Origin of the sequence: Gordonibacter sp. Marseille-P4307 (assembly GCF_900604965.1) — a bacterium.
Taxonomy (GTDB): Bacteria; Actinomycetota; Coriobacteriia; order Coriobacteriales; family Eggerthellaceae; genus Berryella.
Map to the genome: position 1 here is coordinate 63,337 of NZ_UWPD01000001.1, position 16,044 is coordinate 79,380.

17 protein-coding genes and 2 tRNA genes are annotated in these 16,044 nt (G+C 61.9%); 3 read left to right on the forward strand and 16 right to left on the reverse strand.

Features of this window, described 5'->3' with window-relative positions:
* Window positions 1–20: 20 nt before the first annotated feature.
* From EIH26_RS00275 to EIH26_RS00330, 12 genes are all read right to left on the reverse strand, one after another.
* Window positions 21–302 (reverse strand): hypothetical protein, encoded by a 282-nt coding sequence (locus EIH26_RS00275; RefSeq protein WP_124060235.1) that lies wholly within the window; start codon window positions 300–302, stop codon window positions 21–23.
* Window positions 303–937: 635 nt separating this feature from the next.
* A tRNA-Gln gene (locus EIH26_RS00280) sits at window positions 938–1,011 on the reverse strand.
* 93 nt (window positions 1,012–1,104) lie between these two features.
* Window positions 1,105–1,180: transfer RNA gene (locus EIH26_RS00285), tRNA-Lys, on the reverse strand.
* Between the two features lie 201 nt (window positions 1,181–1,381).
* Window positions 1,382–3,013, reverse strand: coding sequence for a chaperonin GroEL (gene groL / locus EIH26_RS00290; protein WP_124060236.1), 1,632 nt, complete (start codon window positions 3,011–3,013; stop codon window positions 1,382–1,384).
* Between the two features lie 51 nt (window positions 3,014–3,064).
* Window positions 3,065–3,352, reverse strand: coding sequence for a co-chaperone GroES (gene groES, locus EIH26_RS00295; protein ID WP_124060237.1), 288 nt, complete (start codon window positions 3,350–3,352; stop codon window positions 3,065–3,067).
* 168 nt (window positions 3,353–3,520) lie between these two features.
* Window positions 3,521–4,342, reverse strand: coding sequence for an NAD(+) synthase (nadE, locus tag EIH26_RS00300; protein ID WP_124060238.1), 822 nt, complete (start codon window positions 4,340–4,342; stop codon window positions 3,521–3,523).
* 25 nt (window positions 4,343–4,367) lie between these two features.
* Window positions 4,368–5,018, reverse strand: coding sequence for a hydrogenase nickel incorporation protein HypB (gene hypB / locus EIH26_RS00305; protein WP_124060239.1), 651 nt, complete (start codon window positions 5,016–5,018; stop codon window positions 4,368–4,370).
* The gene (gene hypA, locus EIH26_RS00310) at window positions 5,009–5,407 is read right to left on the reverse strand and encodes a hydrogenase maturation nickel metallochaperone HypA (RefSeq protein ID WP_124060240.1); all 399 of its coding nucleotides are present in this window, start codon (window positions 5,405–5,407) and stop codon (window positions 5,009–5,011) included. Before hypA ends, hypB begins: the two co-directional genes overlap by 10 nt.
* 66 nt (window positions 5,408–5,473) lie before the next feature.
* Window positions 5,474–6,307 (reverse strand): twin-arginine translocase subunit TatC, encoded by an 834-nt coding sequence (tatC, locus tag EIH26_RS00315; RefSeq protein ID WP_124060241.1) that lies wholly within the window; start codon window positions 6,305–6,307, stop codon window positions 5,474–5,476.
* 2 nt (window positions 6,308–6,309) lie between these two features.
* On the reverse strand, window positions 6,310–6,807 hold the full coding sequence (locus EIH26_RS00320) for a twin-arginine translocase TatA/TatE family subunit (RefSeq protein WP_124060242.1): 498 nt from the start codon (window positions 6,805–6,807) through the stop codon (window positions 6,310–6,312).
* A 133-nt stretch (window positions 6,808–6,940) separates the two neighbouring features.
* The gene (locus EIH26_RS00325) at window positions 6,941–7,153 is read right to left on the reverse strand and encodes a CASC3 protein CASC3 (protein WP_124060243.1); all 213 of its coding nucleotides are present in this window, start codon (window positions 7,151–7,153) and stop codon (window positions 6,941–6,943) included.
* Between the two features lies 1 nt (window position 7,154).
* Entirely contained in the window at window positions 7,155–8,510 is a 1,356-nt protein-coding gene (locus tag EIH26_RS00330) for an amidohydrolase family protein (protein WP_124060244.1), read from the reverse strand.
* 308 nt (window positions 8,511–8,818) lie between these two features.
* Between EIH26_RS00330 and EIH26_RS00335 the strand changes: the two genes are divergently transcribed.
* Window positions 8,819–9,568 (forward strand): class I SAM-dependent methyltransferase, encoded by a 750-nt coding sequence (locus EIH26_RS00335; protein WP_124060245.1) that lies wholly within the window; start codon window positions 8,819–8,821, stop codon window positions 9,566–9,568.
* On the opposite strand, the gene tsaD is transcribed toward EIH26_RS00335, so the two are convergent.
* Genes tsaD through EIH26_RS00350 form a run of 3 tightly spaced genes read right to left on the reverse strand, consistent with a single transcriptional unit; the run spans window position 9,565 to window position 13,389 of the window.
* Window positions 9,565–12,090 (reverse strand): tRNA (adenosine(37)-N6)-threonylcarbamoyltransferase complex transferase subunit TsaD, encoded by a 2,526-nt coding sequence (gene tsaD / locus EIH26_RS00340; RefSeq protein ID WP_124060246.1) that lies wholly within the window; start codon window positions 12,088–12,090, stop codon window positions 9,565–9,567. The two genes, EIH26_RS00335 and tsaD, sit on opposite strands and share 4 nt — an antisense overlap.
* Entirely contained in the window at window positions 12,090–12,605 is a 516-nt protein-coding gene (tsaE, locus tag EIH26_RS00345; RefSeq protein WP_206424644.1) for a tRNA (adenosine(37)-N6)-threonylcarbamoyltransferase complex ATPase subunit type 1 TsaE, read from the reverse strand. The genes tsaD and tsaE overlap by 1 nt, the downstream gene beginning before the upstream one ends.
* Window position 12,606: 1 nt before the next feature.
* Complete coding sequence (locus tag EIH26_RS00350) at window positions 12,607–13,389, reverse strand: type III pantothenate kinase (RefSeq protein ID WP_124060247.1); 783 nt, start codon at window positions 13,387–13,389, stop codon at window positions 12,607–12,609.
* 127 nt (window positions 13,390–13,516) lie between these two features.
* On the opposite strand from EIH26_RS00350, the gene EIH26_RS00355 reads away from it, so the two are divergent.
* Complete coding sequence (locus tag EIH26_RS00355) at window positions 13,517–14,212, forward strand: response regulator transcription factor (protein ID WP_124060248.1); 696 nt, start codon at window positions 13,517–13,519, stop codon at window positions 14,210–14,212.
* Between the two features lie 128 nt (window positions 14,213–14,340).
* Window positions 14,341–15,342, forward strand: coding sequence for a cell wall metabolism sensor histidine kinase WalK (locus tag EIH26_RS00360; protein WP_241152702.1), 1,002 nt, complete (start codon window positions 14,341–14,343; stop codon window positions 15,340–15,342).
* Window positions 15,343–15,380: 38 nt separating this feature from the next.
* On the opposite strand, the gene EIH26_RS00365 is transcribed toward EIH26_RS00360, so the two are convergent.
* Complete coding sequence (locus EIH26_RS00365) at window positions 15,381–15,944, reverse strand: biotin transporter BioY (RefSeq protein ID WP_124060249.1); 564 nt, start codon at window positions 15,942–15,944, stop codon at window positions 15,381–15,383.
* Window positions 15,945–16,044: the final 100 nt, after the last annotated feature.

A 16,044-nucleotide genomic window follows, 5' to 3' on the forward strand; every position in this document is an offset into this window, starting at 1 on the left:
TTTTACACGAAAATCACCGCTCAGGCCCTGTAGCGCTTCACCGAAGCGAGGAACGTCTTTTTCTCCTTGTCGCCAAACACCATGGCATCGGCAAGCTCTTCGATGGTGTCGCACTTCTTCATAGTGCCATCGGCCAAAACGGGCTCGAACCAAAACGAGTCCAGGTGCTCTTTCGTGAGCGCTTCAAGATCGTACACATCGGCATTGAAAGCCGATCCGACGGGTGCCGGTGCCAGACGCGAGCATCCGCCCGCATCGAACCTCACGATATCGTCCCAATACGTCGAATCGAAACCCGCCAACTATACCCGCCGGGTTGGTGCTGGCCTTGCGCGAAAATCTCAGGATAGGTGGAATCCTCGTTCATGAAACGCTCCCCACGCGCATTCACGCGCAGAAACGGCTGACTGGCCGGGAGAAACATCGCATTGTTGAGATCGGCCCCCCGTTTGCAATCGTCGCCGACCACGGCGCGGTTCCACACTATCGCGGCCACCAGACCGCCGTTACCCGCTCCCGAGATCACGAGATCGTAGTCTTTTTCGGAATCGATATCGGTAATCGGATCGGGAACGTTGCGCCATGATGAGACTTTTTGCGAGGCCTCGCTTCCAGATCCCGACGAACCTTTTCCCTTCGAAGCTCATCCCGCAAAGGCGCTCGCGCCCGCCATCATCCCCACAGCAGCCATCCCACCGAACCTGAACAGATCTCGGCGACTCAAACCATTCTGCTTGCTTTCTTCCATGTTTTTCCCTTTCAACGAAGCTGCGTTCGCGGCCCCTCGGCAAAAAGGACTCTACGAGGGCAGACGATATTTGAAATCGCCTAAAGACTGGTAATTTCAATCCGGTCATTTAAAACAGGTGAGACGGTTCGAAGCGAAGAAGCGGAAAACGGAATAAAAAATCCGCCCCGAAGGGCGGATAAACGATCTTGGCTGGGCCACAAGGATTCGAACCTTGGTAGCTGGTACCAAAAACCAGAGTCCTGCCGCTGGACGATGGCCCAGTTCCGCGCATCTGACGTAAACGCCGCAACCGAAAGCCGCAAAGCGTTCGGGCGGAGCATGGACGACTGAAAACCAGCCCGATGAAAAGAAGGTGGTGGGCCGTGGGGGACTCGAACCCCCGACCTTGGGATTAAAAGTCCCCTGCTCTACCAACTGAGCTAACGGCCCTCAAAGTCGCAATGCGCAAGTAGCCATGGTAGCGGAGCCGTGCGCTTTGGTCAATGCAGCTCGTCAATTATCCAGCTCTGCTCGGCAAGACCACAGACGCCCTCCGTGCATCCAGATAGACGGCTCGATTCTCTGACAAAAAAGCCGCGCCGGAATCGCTTCCGGCGCGGCCTCGTATCGCAAAAGGGCTTTGCGGTGTTCTTACATCATACCGCCCATACCGCCCATGCCGCCGGGGGCAGCAGGCATCGGCTCGGGATCCTTGGGGATCTCGTTGACGGTAGCCTCGGTGATGAGGATGAGAGCGGCCACGGAGGCAGCGGACTCGAGAGCGGTGCGCGTAACCTTGACGGGGTCGTTGACGCCCATCTCGATCATGTTGCCGTACTCGCCATTGGCGCAGTTAAGGCCTTCACCCTTGGGAAGGGCCTTCACACGCTCGACTACAACGCTTCCCTCGAAACCGGCGTTCTGGGCGATGGCGCGCATCGGAGCCTCGAGAGCCTTGCGGATGATGTTGACGCCCACTTCCTCGTCCTTATCGACGGCCTGAACGGCATCGAGCGCGGAAAGAGCGTGAACCAGGGCAACGCCACCGCCAGCGACGATTCCCTCTTCGACAGCGGCACGGGTAGCCTGAAGGGCGTCTTCGATGCGGCTCTTGGTCTCCTTGAGCTCGGGCTCGGTCGCAGCGCCCACCTTGAGAACGGCCACGCCGCCGGACAGCTTGGCAAGGCGCTCCTGCAGCTTCTCGCGATCGAAGTCGGAGTCCGCACGGGTGAGATCGGACTTGATGATGGCGATGCGATCCTGGATGGCCTTCTTGTCGCCGGCGCCGTCGACGATGAGCGTGCGCTCCTTGGTGACCTTCACGGACTTGGCGGTGCCCAGCATGTCCATGGTCGCCTCGGACAGGCTCATGCCGAAGTCCTTGTCGATAACCTGACCGCCGGTAACCACGGCGATGTCCTCGAGGATGCGCTTGCGGCGATCGCCGAAGCCGGGGGCCTTGATGGCCGCGACGCTGAGGGTGCCGCGTAGCTTGTTCAGAAGCAGCGTGGCCAAAGCCTCGCCCTCGACGTCTTCGGCAACGATAAGCAGGGAGCGACCCGACTTCATGATGCCCTCGAGCAAAGGAACGATCTCCTGGATGCTGTTGACCTTCTGGTCGGTCAGCAGAATGTAAGGCTCGTTCAGGTTGGCCTCCATGCGCTCCATGTCGGTAGCCATGTAGGGCGAGATGTAGCCGCGCTCGTACTGCATGCCCTCGACGATGTCCATCTCGATGCCGAAGGTCTGGCTCTCCTCGACCGAGATAGCACCGTCTTTGCCGACCGCGTTCATAGCCTCGGCGATCTTGGAGCCGATCTCGGCGTCGCCTGCCGAAATCGTACCGACGTTGGCGATCTGCTCCTGGGTGGAAACCGCGGTGGAGTCGGCCTTGATGGCCTCGACCACGGCGTTGGTGGCCTTCTGGATGCCGCGGCGGATGCCCAGGGCATCGGCGCCGGCGGTGACGTTGCGCAGGCCCTCGCTGACGATGACGTCGGCAAGGACGGTGGCGGTGGTGGTGCCGTCGCCCGCAACGTCGTTGGTCTTCACAGCGGCCTCGCGAATGAGCTGGGCGCCCATGTTCTCAACGGGGTTCTCGAGCTCGATCTCGCGCGCAACCGTCACGCCGTCGTTGGTGATGAGGGGAGCGCCGTAGCTCTTCTCGATGGCGACGTAGCGGCCCTTGGGGCCAAGCGTCACCTTGACGGTGTCGGCAAGCTTCTTCACGCCGGACGCGAGAGAGCCGCGCGCCTCGGACTCGAACAGGATATCTTTTGCCATGATGATCGTTCCTTTCAGAATGATTCGGTGAGGTCTCGGTTCAGGCTAAGGCTATTCGCAGACAGCATAGATGTCGTCAGCGCGGAGGATGAGGACGTCCTCGCCACCGTAGTGAACCTCGGTACCGCCGAACTTGCCGTAGATGACCTTGTCGCCCACAGACACGGGAACCTTGACAAGGTTGCCGTCGTTGTCGACGCGGCCCTCGCCCACAGCGACAACCGTGCCGGTCTGGGGCTTTTCCTTGGCCTCGCTTGCCAGGTACAGTCCGGATGCGGTGGTAGCCTCAGCTTCGTCTACCTTGACGATCACGCGATCGCCCAGCGGCTTCAAACCCATATTCAGCGCCTTCCTTTCATGGATGTACTACCGAAAATCAAGCGGCCCCGCGTTGCGGCGGAACCTCTAAGGTTTAGCACTCAAAATAACCGAGTGCCAAGACAACAGCTACTATAGCACCCCGCCTTGCGAACGCAACCGATTTTTAGCAATCTTGCGATACGTTTGCTAATCGTAAAAGCGATCGGCGGGGAACGAAGGTTCGCACGCCCGTTTGAACTCGTTGCGCTTAACTCTCTCTATCAGCTGTTCCGCCTGCTCGATGGGTATATTTTCGGCCTTGGCGGCCCGCTTTGGAACCTCGCCGCGCTCGTAGACGCGCTCGAGGAAGGAATCGAGGCGCGCATAGGGAAGCCCCAGGCTGTCTTCGTCGTGCTGGCCTTCGGCCAACTCGGCCGAAGGCGGCTTTAAGAACACGCTTTCGGGAATGACCGGACGCGAGGCCGTCTGCAGCCCAACTTGATTGCGGTAGCGGCCAACCGCGTACACATCGGTTTTGTACAGCCCCCCCAGGGGGGCGAACGCTCCGGCCGTATCGCCATACAGCGTGGAATAGCCCATAAGAGCCTCGCTCTTGTTGCCGGTGTTCACCAGCATCCAACCGTAGCGGTTCGATAGCGCCATGAGCGCCACCATGCGGCAGCGCGCCTGGGTGTTCTCGGAGGCGAGTCCCGAAAACGAACCCCCGCAGGCATCGGTCAAAAGATCGGAGAACGCCTCGAACGGACCCGTTATGGGAAGAATGCGCGCATCAATTCCCAACCCCTCGGCAAGAGTCAGCGCATCGGATACGGAATGGTCGGACGAGTACGGCCCGGGAAGCAGCACGCCGTGAACGTTTTCGGCTCCGAGGGCATCGCACGCCATAACTGCGGCCACACTCGAATCGATGCCGCCGGAAAGGCCGATCACCGCTTCCGAAAACCCGGCGCGGAAAGCGCAATCCCCCAACGCCGCCACGCAGCGTTCGTACTTCTCCCGAACCTCCATGCCGCCAACCTCTCCCGCAACGGGCCTAAACGCTGCAAATCTTCTCGGCTAGGTACTGAGCCCACGCCTCAACCCCGTCGCCTTTGGTGGCGGCGATGGGGAATATGGGCGCGGCCGGGTTCAGCTCTCGCACAGAGGCCTCGAACGCCTCGCGATCGAAATCGAACACGGAAAGCGTGTCTACCTTGTTGAGAATCACCGCATCGGAAGCCTGGAACACACCGGGATACTTCAGGGGCTTGTCGTGCCCCTCGGGAACCGACAGGATCATAACCTTGCTGTTCTCGCCCAAGTAGAAATCGGTCGGGCAGACGAGGTTTCCCACGTTCTCGATGATGATGAGGTCGAGGCGGGACAGGTCGAGCACGTCGATTGCGCGCTTGAGCATGGCGCTTTCCAGATGGCAGGCGCCGCCGGTGTTGATCTGAACGGCGGGAATCCCCTGATTCTTGATTTTTTCAGCATCGACGCTGCTGGCGATGTCGCCCTCGATGACGGCGATGTTGAACTCGTCGCGCAGTGCATCGATGGTGGCCAGAATGGTCGAGGTCTTGCCCGACCCGGGGCTGGCTAGAAGATTCAGGACGTAAACGCGGTTCTCGTCGAAGCGCTTTCGCAGCTCGGCGGCAAGCGCGTCGTTTTTGTCCAGGATCGGTTGCTTCAGATCTATCTGCATGGTTCCTCCTTCGCAGAACCGCCCGCATCGGCCGCCTCATCGTCGGGCAGATCGACTTCAATGGAATCGATGCGCAGTTCGCGCCCGGCTACGAGATCGGTCGAGTAGCTTTCGCATCGCGGGCAGGCTCGGTGAAAGCGATCGTGGTCGAATTCCTCCCCGCAGTCCAAGCATACGCTTCTGGGCGACACTTTGTGCAGCACCAATTCGGCGCCGGCGCTCAGCGTGCCTTCGGATAGCGCCTCGAAAGCGAATTCCAGCGCATCGTCGATCGCCTCGGTCATCTCGCCGATGGATAGATCGATCCTCGTGACCTTCAATGCCCCGGCGGATTCCGCCGATGCGTTCACCGCATCCAAAACACCCGACATGATCCCTAATTCGTGCATGTCAGCTCCTTATACGGGAAGGAGCCGCCCCAAGCGACTCCCCGTTTCCCCTGCGTCGCACAATCGCTATCTCTTCTTGACGACCGCTCTCTTGCTGGTTTTCTCCACCGCTCTCTCAGCCGCCTGCTCTTCGGCGATCTGGGCGTTTTGACGCTTGATGCGCCGCGCGAGCACCACCCGGGCAAACATCAGGGACGCTTCGTACAGCACGATGAGCGCAGCGAACATAAGCCCCATGGTAACGGGGTTCGCATCCGGCGTGACGATGGCCGAAAACGTCAACAGGCCCACATACACGTAGCGCCAGCTGTTCCGCAGCTTCTTATACGGAACGACATCGAAGATAACCAGGTAAAAGATAACGATGGGCAGCTCGAACGCCACGCCGAAGCCCAGTTCGAACTTGATGATGATGTCGATATAGGTTGACAGCCGCGCCTGAACGAGGCCGACACCGGCCGACTGATCGACCAACCAGTCGAACGCGGGACTCAGGATAACCAGATAGCAGAAGATGGTGCCGAATATGAACAGGGCGGTAGCCGCCGCGAACGTAGGCATGAACCACCTGCGCTCCTTGGGCTTGAGAGCCGGGAGGAAAAAGGCGATGATCTGCCAGAGGATGACCGGAGACGTCGCGACGATAGACGCCCAGAACGACACCAGGAAGCGAACGGAGAAGCCCTCGAACGGATCGAGGACGTAGAGCTGAGCCGCGCCCGTAGCCGGATCGATTCCCACCGAATCGCCGATGGGAATCATGAGGAACTGGATAAGCGTCGGCGTGGCCATGTAGAACACGACGACGGCAACCAGCAAAACGGCGACGATGCGGACCAACCGCATGCGCAGTTCGCCCAGATGCTCCATCAAGGGCATGCGCGCAGGACCGATGGGCATGGCTATTCTCCCCCTTCGGTCTTGGTGTCGGCAGGTGCCGGGGTTTTCTCAGGTTCGGCAGAAGCCTCTTTGGCAGCGGCCTCATCGGCAGCCTTCTTCGCCGCGCGCTCGCGCTCGTAGCGGGCCTTGCGCTCGGTGAAGCTCTCCTGGCGCGGGGCGACGGCGGGCTTGTCTCCATCGGACGCGGCGGAGGAGTCCGCAGATGCAGCCGAAGCGGAAGACGCGGAACCGGTCGCCTTGGAGCCGACGGCCGCCTTCGTCGCGCCGGAGACCTTGCTGACCACCTTGTTCACCGCTTCGGTGGGATCCTTGAACGGCTCGTCGGAATTGGGATCGAACACATCGTTCTTGATGACTTCGCTCATCTCCTGCTGGGCGCTGCGAAACTTCGCGATCCACCTACCCAGGGTCTTGGCCATGGCCGGAAGCTTGTCCGGACCGAAAATGAGAAAACCGAACAGCAGAATGAGAAAAAGCTCGAAACCACCGATGCCAAACACTGCATACCCCTTTGAGAAGGCCCCCTGAACCAGAGGCCCGATGCCTTAACGAACCGTCATCCTACCACAACCCGAAACCGGCGCTTCCACGCATGCCCTCCGCATAAGAAATCGCGAAATACGCAGGCGGCCGCTAGAGCCCCGGCCTGAGGACCGAAAGTGCCACGGTCGGTATGGTGAGACCCAGGATGAGGATGACGACCACCACCACGGTGAAGACCTTCTTCATCCGCGCGGAGCGCTCCCGAGCCGCACGTGCGCGCGCCTCGCGCTCCGCGGCAGCCTTGATGCGCGCCTCGCGCTGTTCGGCAGACAGTTTCTGCTTTCCCTTGTATGTGGAGCCCATGTTACCCCCGAAGCTTTCCTCGAATCTCGATGACGCGGGCGATATCGCGCGCCACCTCGATATCGACATTCCATCTATCCTTTTCGTAGCGGATCTCCCCGCCCACCATCGTCATCAGGATATCGCCTCCCGTGCAGGTGCTCACGATGGCGAAAACCGGATCGTCGCTGGGAGCCTGATGCGAGCCCGACAGATCGATCGCCACAAGGTCGGCCAGCTTTCCGACCTCGATGGAACCAACCTGGTCCTCCATGTGGAGGGCGCGCGCGGCCTCGATGGTGCACAGACGAAGCATGTCGTCGGCGGCGATGAAGCGACCGGGGTTCAGCGCGCGGTGCAAAAGCATGGCGATGCGCGTCTCGGCGATCATATCGGTGGCGTCGATGGCGGCCGTGTAACCGGTTCCCAGGCCGACGCGCAGCCCCGAGCGAATGAAGTCGCGCAAAGGAGCCATGCCCATGCCCAACTGGGCGTTGCAGCGCGGGCACATGGCGACGGCGACGTCGTACTCCTTCAGCTTGTTGATATCTTCGTCCTCGACGTGCACGCAGTGAGCGGCCATGACGTTGTCGGCCTCGAACGCGCCCCAGTTCAAGATGTAGCGCACCGGTGACACGCCCGTGGGAAGCCAGGGCGGAATCTCGACGTAGCCGTGCCTATCGGTCATGTTGGCCACCGAAAGGTTCGACGCTCCGAAACGGATGAAACGGGCCTCCTCGTAACTTCCGCCGATGGTGATGGACAAAGGAACGCCCTCGCGGCGCGCCAGGTTGGCGGCAAGGGTGTAGATCTCGGGATGGCACATGTAGGATTCGCGCGGAGCGACGCCCACCTTGATGCGGTCGGAATCGACCGACTCGCTCCAGCGAACCACGTCGTTTTCGGCGTTGTCAATCGCACGGCGCACCAGACGGCGATCCATGGCTCCCACCGAACGGTACACCACGCCGCGCAGGCCCAGCTTCTGCATGGCTGAGCACGATGCGCCCGTCGAGGAGATATCGGCGACGCAGGTGATGCCGTTGGTAAGGGCTTCGAGCCCTCCCAGAACGGAGGAGGCGTACCAGTCGCGCGCGCTCAGCTTCGTGGAGGTATCGCGCATGGCGCGCAGCCACTGGGTGTAGGAACCGTCTTGGATGGTGCCGCGCATGACGGAGTTTTCGAGATGCGTCTGCAAGTCGATAAAACCCGGCATGAGAGCCGCCCGGCCGTAATCGATCCGCTGTTCTTCGGGGTACCGAAGCCTCAGCATCTCGGAATCGCCGATATCGCAAATCTTCCCATCCCGCACCAGCACCGCGCCGTTTTGGAACGGGGCACCGACGACCGGAACGATGTACTGCGCGCAAAGAAGCATACAAACCCGCCTTACACATACGTTGAACGTGGGGGAATCGCGTGAGGGTCATTTTAGCATTGCGAGTTCCCGCGCCTGCGCCGGTCGTTATTTCTCCTTGATTTAACGTTGCCTATACTAAGGTCGAACAGGTAAAACGCTTCTACCCCACCCAAGACCCCCCAACGATGCAGCGCCAAATGGCGCGGTGAGCGGATATCGGGAAGATCACGCTCGCAAGCCAAAAACCCGCACGGTACGTTTACACTGAACGGATTGTTCCCTTACGGCGCCCTCGCGCCGCCCTTCGGACAAGGATCGCGAAACACATGAGCAGCATCGATACCGCAACGGGGTGCGACGCCCCCGAAGAGATCTCCAAAGAGCGCGTTCACGACATATTCTCGGCCATCGCGAAGAAATACGAGCGCTTCAACGCGATCTCGAGCTTCGGCGCCTACCGTATCTGGCTGGCCGAACTGGTGCAGCGCTCGCCTGTCACGTCCGAAAGCCGGGTGCTCGACCTGGCCGGCGGCACGGGCGACGTCTCGTTCGCAATCGCGCGCGCCAAGCACCCCGCCCATATCCAGTGCACCGATCTGGTAAGCGAGATGCTGGACGTGGCGCGCGATCACTACCGGCGCGGTCGCGCAAACGACACGACGATCGACTTCGAGGTGGTCGACGCCCAAAACATCCCCTACCCCGATAACTCCTACGACGTCGTGACCGTAGCCTACGGCATCCGCAACATGCCCGACCGAAAGCGCGCCCTCTTCGAGATGCTCCGCGTGCTGAAACCGGGCGGAACCCTGGTATGCCTCGAGTTCTCGACTCCCCCCAACCCCGTCTGGCGCAGCCTGTACGGCTTCTACCTCAAGCATCTCATCCCCTTCTGGGGCGGGCTTATCACGGGCGATCGAAAAGGGTTCGTGTATCTATCGCAATCGATCAAAGCCTTCCCCCGCCAGGAAGCCCTCGCGCGCATGTTCGAGGAGGTCGGATTCGAGCGCGTGGAATGGACGAACTGCACCGGCGGCATAGCCGCGGTACATGCCGCCCGCAAACCCCGATTCTAGTACGGCTGCTCAAGGTCGGCGCGGGCCTTGGCATCCGCATCTAAACCGAAGAAGCGTCCATCCCGATACCGATCGAGCGCAACGAGCGCGATCATGCCGGCGTTATCGCCGCAAGACCGCAAGGGCGGCATGATAAGACGGACTCCCCGCTCTGCGCACATCTCCTGATAGGCCTCACGCAAAGCGGGGTTGGCCGCCACGCCGCCGCCCAGGCAGAACGTGCGCACACCCGTCTCGTCGAGAGCCGCAGCCGATTTCGCCACCTGCACGTCGATCACCGCTTGCTGGAAGCTCGCGGCGATATCGGGTGCGTTGGGTTCGCGTCCGGCCGCGCGCTCGGCGTTGATGTGAGACACCACCGCCGTCTTCAGGCCCGAAAGCGAAAAGCGCAGATCGCCCGAATGCATCATGGCGCGCGGAAACGCGATGGCGCGCGGGTCGCCCTTGGCGGCCAGCTTCGAGATCACCGGCCCCCCCGGATACCCGAGACCCAGCGCTTTGGCCACCTTGTCGAAGGCCTCTCCCACCGCGTCATCGATGGTCGAACCCAGCACCCGGTAATCGCCCCATCCGCGCACATGCACCAGAAGCGTGTTGCCGCCCGACACCAACGACGCCACCATCGGCGGCTCGACGTCGTCGGATCCGATCTTATTGGCATACAGGTGCCCCTCGAGGTGGTTCACCCCAATGAAGGGCTTGTTCACGGCCCAGGCTGCTCCCTTGGCGAACGCGACGCCCACCACAAGCGCCCCTACGAGGCCCGGAGCATACGTCACGCTCACCGCATCCATATCGGACCAGCTCAGATCGCTTCGTCCCAGATGGTCCGCCGCAACGGAAAAGCACTCCCCGCACACCCCGCAGATCGCCTCGATGTGCTTGCGGCTGGCGATCTCGGGAACCACCCCGCCGAAGCGCGAATGGAAATCTATCTGGGAAGCCACTACATCGGCAAGCAGGTTTCCCTCCCCGTCAACAACCGACGCCGCCGTTTCGTCGCACGAGCTCTCGATGGCGAAGATCAGCGGGCGCACCGGCTCTGCGCTCGCCGACTCGTTTTCCGCCTGTTCGCGCACCTCCATACCGCCTGCATGATGCATGCTTGTCGGAACCGCACCCGTCATGATAAGGGCGTCTTCCCCGTCCGAATAGTAACGGGGGCGCACGCCCGCGTCGGAAAGGCCCATCGAGCGGTAGAACTCCTGCGCCGCATGGTTGCCGGCACGCACTTCCAGCATGCAGCGATCGGCCCCCAGATCGCGCGCGTCGCAGGCCATGCGCGCCATCAGCTGGGATGCGATACCGCGCCGGCGCAGGCGCTCATCCGACCCGATGCGCAGCACCTGCATCTCGCCGTCTACCACAAGGCAGCCCGCATACCCCACCAAACGCAGGTCGGATGCAGCAGTCTCGTCAGTGATGTCCGAACCCTCCCCGTCGGGGATGCCGTAAGCCGCCCACCACACGCGATCGCGCTGGGGAAGCTCGTTCAGGATCATGCGGGCGCTCCAAGGATCCCCGTCCATAACCCGGGCTTCGAGCGTAGCGACATCGTCGACGTGGGCCGCATCGAGCGGACGGTACAAAACACCCCGAACCACCTGGTTCGCATCGATGGGAGACGACTCGTGCATGCTGGAATGCGCCTGCACGCGCGCTTCCTGCACGCCCGTGCGAAGGTTCCTGGGCTCGAGCGACGAGAGCCGCGTCCGTTCGTTTTCCTCGGCATCGGACAGACGCGTGTACACCGGCAAAACCAGTGCCGGATCGTGACGCCGCGCATCGAACGGATCGATCAGACCCTCATCCCAAGCATGCTGCAGGCAGAAGATGAGACCGTCACCGGTTGCGTACCAATGCCCTTCGCTCAAAAGCTCGCCGTGCTCGGCGAACAGATCGGCGTATTTCGACAGAGCGTCACCGGCAAACCGCAGGCCATCCGATCCGGAAAACCCCTCGGCGGCGATGGGGGCCTTCACCACGCGATCGGCTCCGAGCCGCTCGATACCCGCATCGGACAGCGCGTAGGCGACCGGATACACCTCCCCCCGCATGGCGTCGGCCACCACCGCAAGCGGTCCGCGCACGCCTTTGAGCTGGGCGTCCCAGGCAACAGCGTCAAGCGTCGAGAGACCGACGAGACCGACTCCCAAAGCCTGGGCCATCCCCTTGGCCGTGGCCATGGCGATGCGCACGCCCGTAAACGACCCCGGACCGCGGCCGACCGCAATGCAGGCGATGTTGCCGCGCCGCTCCCCCGCCTCGCTCATGAGGCGGTCTATCTGGGGGATGAGCTGGGTGTTCGAAGCTCTACGGGCGGGGATCACACGAGATTCGATCATATCGAGCCTCGTACCAGACGCTATGCGCGCCAATCCCAGCGTAACCACCTCGTTGGAAGTGTCGAACGCAAGGACGAGGTTGCGATCCGGCGCGGGCACGGCGCTGTCGGCCCGTTCGCGAACGACGGCGGACAAACCCTGCGCATCGAGGCAACCGCTTTGTTTGGATGACGACATTACGACCTATCACCTGCAAATTTCATCAGACGGGACTTGGAATCGCTGGCCCATACCGTGAGAAGCGACCGGGCGCGCTGTCCGTAGGCGTGCGCGCGGATGCGACGGGCGTCGTCCTCGTCGATAGTCAGCTCGATCTCCAAAAACGTAGCGCCCATGCATCCCGGGCACTTCTCGGCCCACTCGACGAAGCTCGCGCCATCGGCATCGACCACATCGTAGAACCCGATATCCTCCAGCTGCTCGAGACCGTCGAGGCGGTACAGATCGAAATGATACAGCGGCAGCGTTCCGGAATCGTAGGATAAAAGCACGTTGAACGTCGGGCTGATCACCGGCTCGACGATACCCAAACCTTCAGCCACCCCCTGGACGAACTGGGTTTTACCCGCCCCCAGGTCTCCCCGGAGCTGAATCATGTCTCCGGGTCTCAGGTAGGGAGACAGCGTGGCGGCAAGCTGCTTGGTCGCCTGAGGCGACGTAAGCTGGCGAATATAGGTCAGACCACAGGCCATATCAATCCTCCTGCACTCCGAGCGCAGCCTCGTGGACGAGGCGAAGCCCCTCGAGGGTAAGCTCTTTGTTCACGCGTGTCGGGGTTCTCATAACCGACACCAACCGCCCGGCCAAACCTCCCGTGGCAACGACGGGAGCCGTGTACCCGAGCTGCTGGAATATCCTATCCAACAATCCATCCACGCGATCCGCCTCGCCATAGACGATGCCGGCCTGGATGGCCTGCGCAGTCGAGCCGCCGATGGCCGTTCGAGGATCGATCAGCTCGGTGGCCGCCAGCTTCGTCGCGTGAGAGAACAGGGCCGATGCCGACGTTTCCAAACCCGGGGCGATGACGCCGCCGATGAACCGACCGTCCTTGTCGATAACCTCGATGTTGGTGGCAGTTCCGAAATCGACCACCACGACCGGCGCCCCGTACAGAGAGCGGGCAGCCACGGCGTCAGCCACGCGATCGGCTCCGATCTCGGAAGGGTTGGCATAGCGCGCCTCGAACAGGCCCTGCGCGCTGGCCGCCGAGCACACCACCGGATCGCGTCCGATCAAGCGCTTCAGAGCGACAGCCCACGCCGAGGTAAGCGGCGGGACCACCGACGCGAGCGCGGCGCCCGTCACATCGGCGACCGTGATGCGCTCGGACTCGAGCAGCGGGTTCACCTTCAAGCGCAGCTCGTCGGAAGTATGGACCTTGTTCGTCGCAACGCGCCACATGTGGCGCAAGCGCCGCCTCTCGTACAAACCGATAACCGTCTGCGTATTGCCTACGTCGATGGCAAGAAGCATGGTATAAGCTCCTCAATATGTGAATACGTATCTGCACACGATGCTGTCGGGTTATTATAGCAAGAGCAGAACAGAGCCCTGGGGCACCGTGCTGCAGGGCCGTAACGCGAACACATAAGGAGATCCCATGAGCGATGCACCCAAGCGCGTGCTCGTCGTCGACGACGAAGCCTCCATCACCGAATTCGTGGGGTACGCCCTGAAAAAGGAGGGCTACCAGGTAGATACCAGCGCGAACGGAGAAGATGCGCTGGCTTTGGCTCGCAAGGGCACATACGACCTGTTCATTTTAGATATCATGCTTCCCGGTATGGACGGCTACGAGCTGTGCCGACGCATCCGCTCGATCACCGCGGCCCCCGTGCTGTTCCTGTCCGCCCGCGACACCGAGCTCGACAAGGTGGTCGGACTGGAAATCGGCGGCGACGACTACCTGGCCAAGCCATTCGGCGTGCGCGAGCTGATCGCACGCGTCCACGCTCTTTTGCGGCGCGGTTCGGGTGGGGATTTCCCCAGCGCCAGCCGCGCCATAACCGCAAGCGGCATCACGCTTGACGAGGACGCGCACACGGCTTCGGGAGAGAAGGGCTCGCTTGATCTCACTCCGCGCGAATTCGAGCTGCTGGCAAGCCTTATGAAGCAGGCCGGAAAGGTGGTTTCCCGCGAAGACCTGCTGCGCGACGCATGGGGCTGGGAATACTTGACCGAAACCAAAACCGTCGACACGCACATCAAGCGCCTGCGCGACAAGATCGAAAAGGCCGGGTACGATCCCAGCCTGGTCGAAACGGTGCGCGGCTACGGCTATCGCTTCCGCCAATAAGCTCGCGACAAGCACCTAACCGACGCCGCCCGTGCATGCGGCGATCACGCCGACTCCGCGCCCCATCGGCCGGAGTCGGCACCTATCCGAGGGGATTTCGCATCAAACGTCTGCAGACATACTTCACCATGCTCGCAACCCTGCTCACGCTCTTGTCCGGAGTGCTGGTGGTCGTCGCGTGCATCGTCTTTTTCGGCGTCCCGCTGCGCTCGATCCTGCTGCTTGTCCCCGCAGGGCTCATCACATTCGCACTTGCGCTGATGATCGGCCATTTTCTGTCTGAACCGCTAACGGTTCTGGTACGCAAGGTGAACGCGCATCGCCAAGGCGTCGAAGTCAGCTTCGAACCCGACGGATACCTGCGCGAGACCGACGAGCTTGCCCAGACCATCGGAGCGCTGGTGAAGCGCACCCAGTCCCAAAACGCCGATCTCGTGCGCAAGGAGCGCCGTCAATCCGAGTTCGTCAGCGATGCGGCCCACGAGCTGCGCACCCCACTCACCGCGATCCGCGGGACGGCGGAGATGCTGCAGGATCCCGATCTGCCCGACGAACTGCGCGACAAGTTCGAACGCACCATCATCGCGGAAAGCACGCGCCTGTCCGACCTGGTAAACGACCTCTTGTCACTCACGCGACTCGAAAACGACAACGCGCACTACACCCTGTCGCGCGTCAACCTGCGCGACATCGCCACCGGCGTGGTCGACGCTCTGCAGCCCATCCTCAACGACCGCCGGGCCAACGTCAGCATCACAGGCGAAGCGCCCGATGTGCTGGGAAACGCCGACCGTCTGAAGCAAGCGCTCACCAACCTCGTTGAGAACGCCTCGCGCTTCATCGAGCCGAACGGCCATATCGACATCGAGCTATGCGGATTGCGCGGCAACTCCGTGGTTCAGGTGAAAGACGACGGCACCGGCTTCGGCGACATCGATCCGCAGCTGCTGTTCGGTCGCTTCTACCGTACAGATGCGTCGCGCGCGCGCACCACGGGCGGCACAGGACTCGGACTCTCCATCGTGAAGACGGTCGTCGAGCAGCACGACGGCACGATCGAGGCGTTCAACCGCGCCGAAGGGGGAGCCTGCTTCATCGTGGCCATCCCCTCCATCGAAGCATCCCAATAGCGTGCCGGCATCTTGCTCCGACGGCTTCGAACGCGGATCTAACGCCGAACCACGCGGGCGACCGATCGGGCTACCGTTGTCGCGGCAACCAGCTTCGCAATGTCGATGATCAGGAACGGAGCCACGGTAACGGCAAGGGCCGCCGCAAGGTCGGTGTGGGCCACGGCCATGAACTGCACGCAGCCGCACACATGCACCGCCAGCATGAACACGAACCCCGCCGCGATGCTTCCCGCAAAATTATCGATCCCGCGAGAGCGCAGTAGATGCAGAAGGCCGGCGGCCAGCACAGCGCCGATCAGAAAACCCCAGATGAACCCACCTGTCGGACCAGCCAGCACGCCAAGGCCCCCGCGCATCCCCGAGAACACCGGCGCACCGAAACCGCCGAGGATCAGATACCCCGCGACGGCGGCGATGCTCTGCTTGGGTTCGAGCGCAAGTACGGCGAACGTGATGGCGAACGTCTGAAGCGTGAACGGAACGGGACCGAACGGAACCGTGATCCAGGCGGACACCGCCATGATGGCGATGGTCAGGGCGACGAACGCGATAGAGCGCGTACGGCCTGCCGTTGCGCTCAAAGCTACTGCCTTGGTCATAAACCCTCCCTTTCGATGGGGTTTGCGACGACCTCGAACGCACGCGGCCCTTACCTGGTCGATCGTTCGATTCCGGCGCGATGCGCCAAAGTCGTCCTTC

Bases quoted from the DNA above. Each gene is read 5' to 3' on its own strand.
- groL (WP_124060236.1), bottom strand. From the start codon at position 3,013: ATGGCAAAAGATATCCTGTTCGAGTCCGAGGCGCGCGGCTCTCTCGCG.
- groES (WP_124060237.1), bottom strand. From the start codon at position 3,352: ATGGGTTTGAAGCCGCTGGGCGATCGCGTGATCGTCAAGGTAGACGAA.
- nadE (WP_124060238.1), bottom strand. From the start codon at position 4,342: ATGGAGGTTCGGGAGAAGTACGAACGCTGCGTGGCGGCGTTGGGGGAT.
- hypB (WP_124060239.1), bottom strand. From the start codon at position 5,018: ATGCAGATAGATCTGAAGCAACCGATCCTGGACAAAAACGACGCGCTT.
- hypA (WP_124060240.1), bottom strand. From the start codon at position 5,407: ATGCACGAATTAGGGATCATGTCGGGTGTTTTGGATGCGGTGAACGCA.
- tatC (WP_124060241.1), bottom strand. From the start codon at position 6,307: ATGCCCATCGGTCCTGCGCGCATGCCCTTGATGGAGCATCTGGGCGAA.
- EIH26_RS00325 (WP_124060243.1), bottom strand. From the start codon at position 7,153: ATGGGCTCCACATACAAGGGAAAGCAGAAACTGTCTGCCGAACAGCGC.
- EIH26_RS00330 (WP_124060244.1), bottom strand. From the start codon at position 8,510: ATGCTTCTTTGCGCGCAGTACATCGTTCCGGTCGTCGGTGCCCCGTTC.
- EIH26_RS00335 (WP_124060245.1), top strand. From the start codon at position 8,819: ATGAGCAGCATCGATACCGCAACGGGGTGCGACGCCCCCGAAGAGATC.
- tsaD (WP_124060246.1), bottom strand. From the start codon at position 12,090: ATGTCGTCATCCAAACAAAGCGGTTGCCTCGATGCGCAGGGTTTGTCC.
- tsaE (WP_206424644.1), bottom strand. From the start codon at position 12,605: ATGGCCTGTGGTCTGACCTATATTCGCCAGCTTACGTCGCCTCAGGCG.
- EIH26_RS00350 (WP_124060247.1), bottom strand. From the start codon at position 13,389: ATGCTTCTTGCCATCGACGTAGGCAATACGCAGACGGTTATCGGTTTG.
- EIH26_RS00355 (WP_124060248.1), top strand. From the start codon at position 13,517: ATGAGCGATGCACCCAAGCGCGTGCTCGTCGTCGACGACGAAGCCTCC.
- EIH26_RS00360 (WP_241152702.1), top strand. From the start codon at position 14,341: ATGCTCGCAACCCTGCTCACGCTCTTGTCCGGAGTGCTGGTGGTCGTC.
- EIH26_RS00365 (WP_124060249.1), bottom strand. From the start codon at position 15,944: ATGACCAAGGCAGTAGCTTTGAGCGCAACGGCAGGCCGTACGCGCTCT.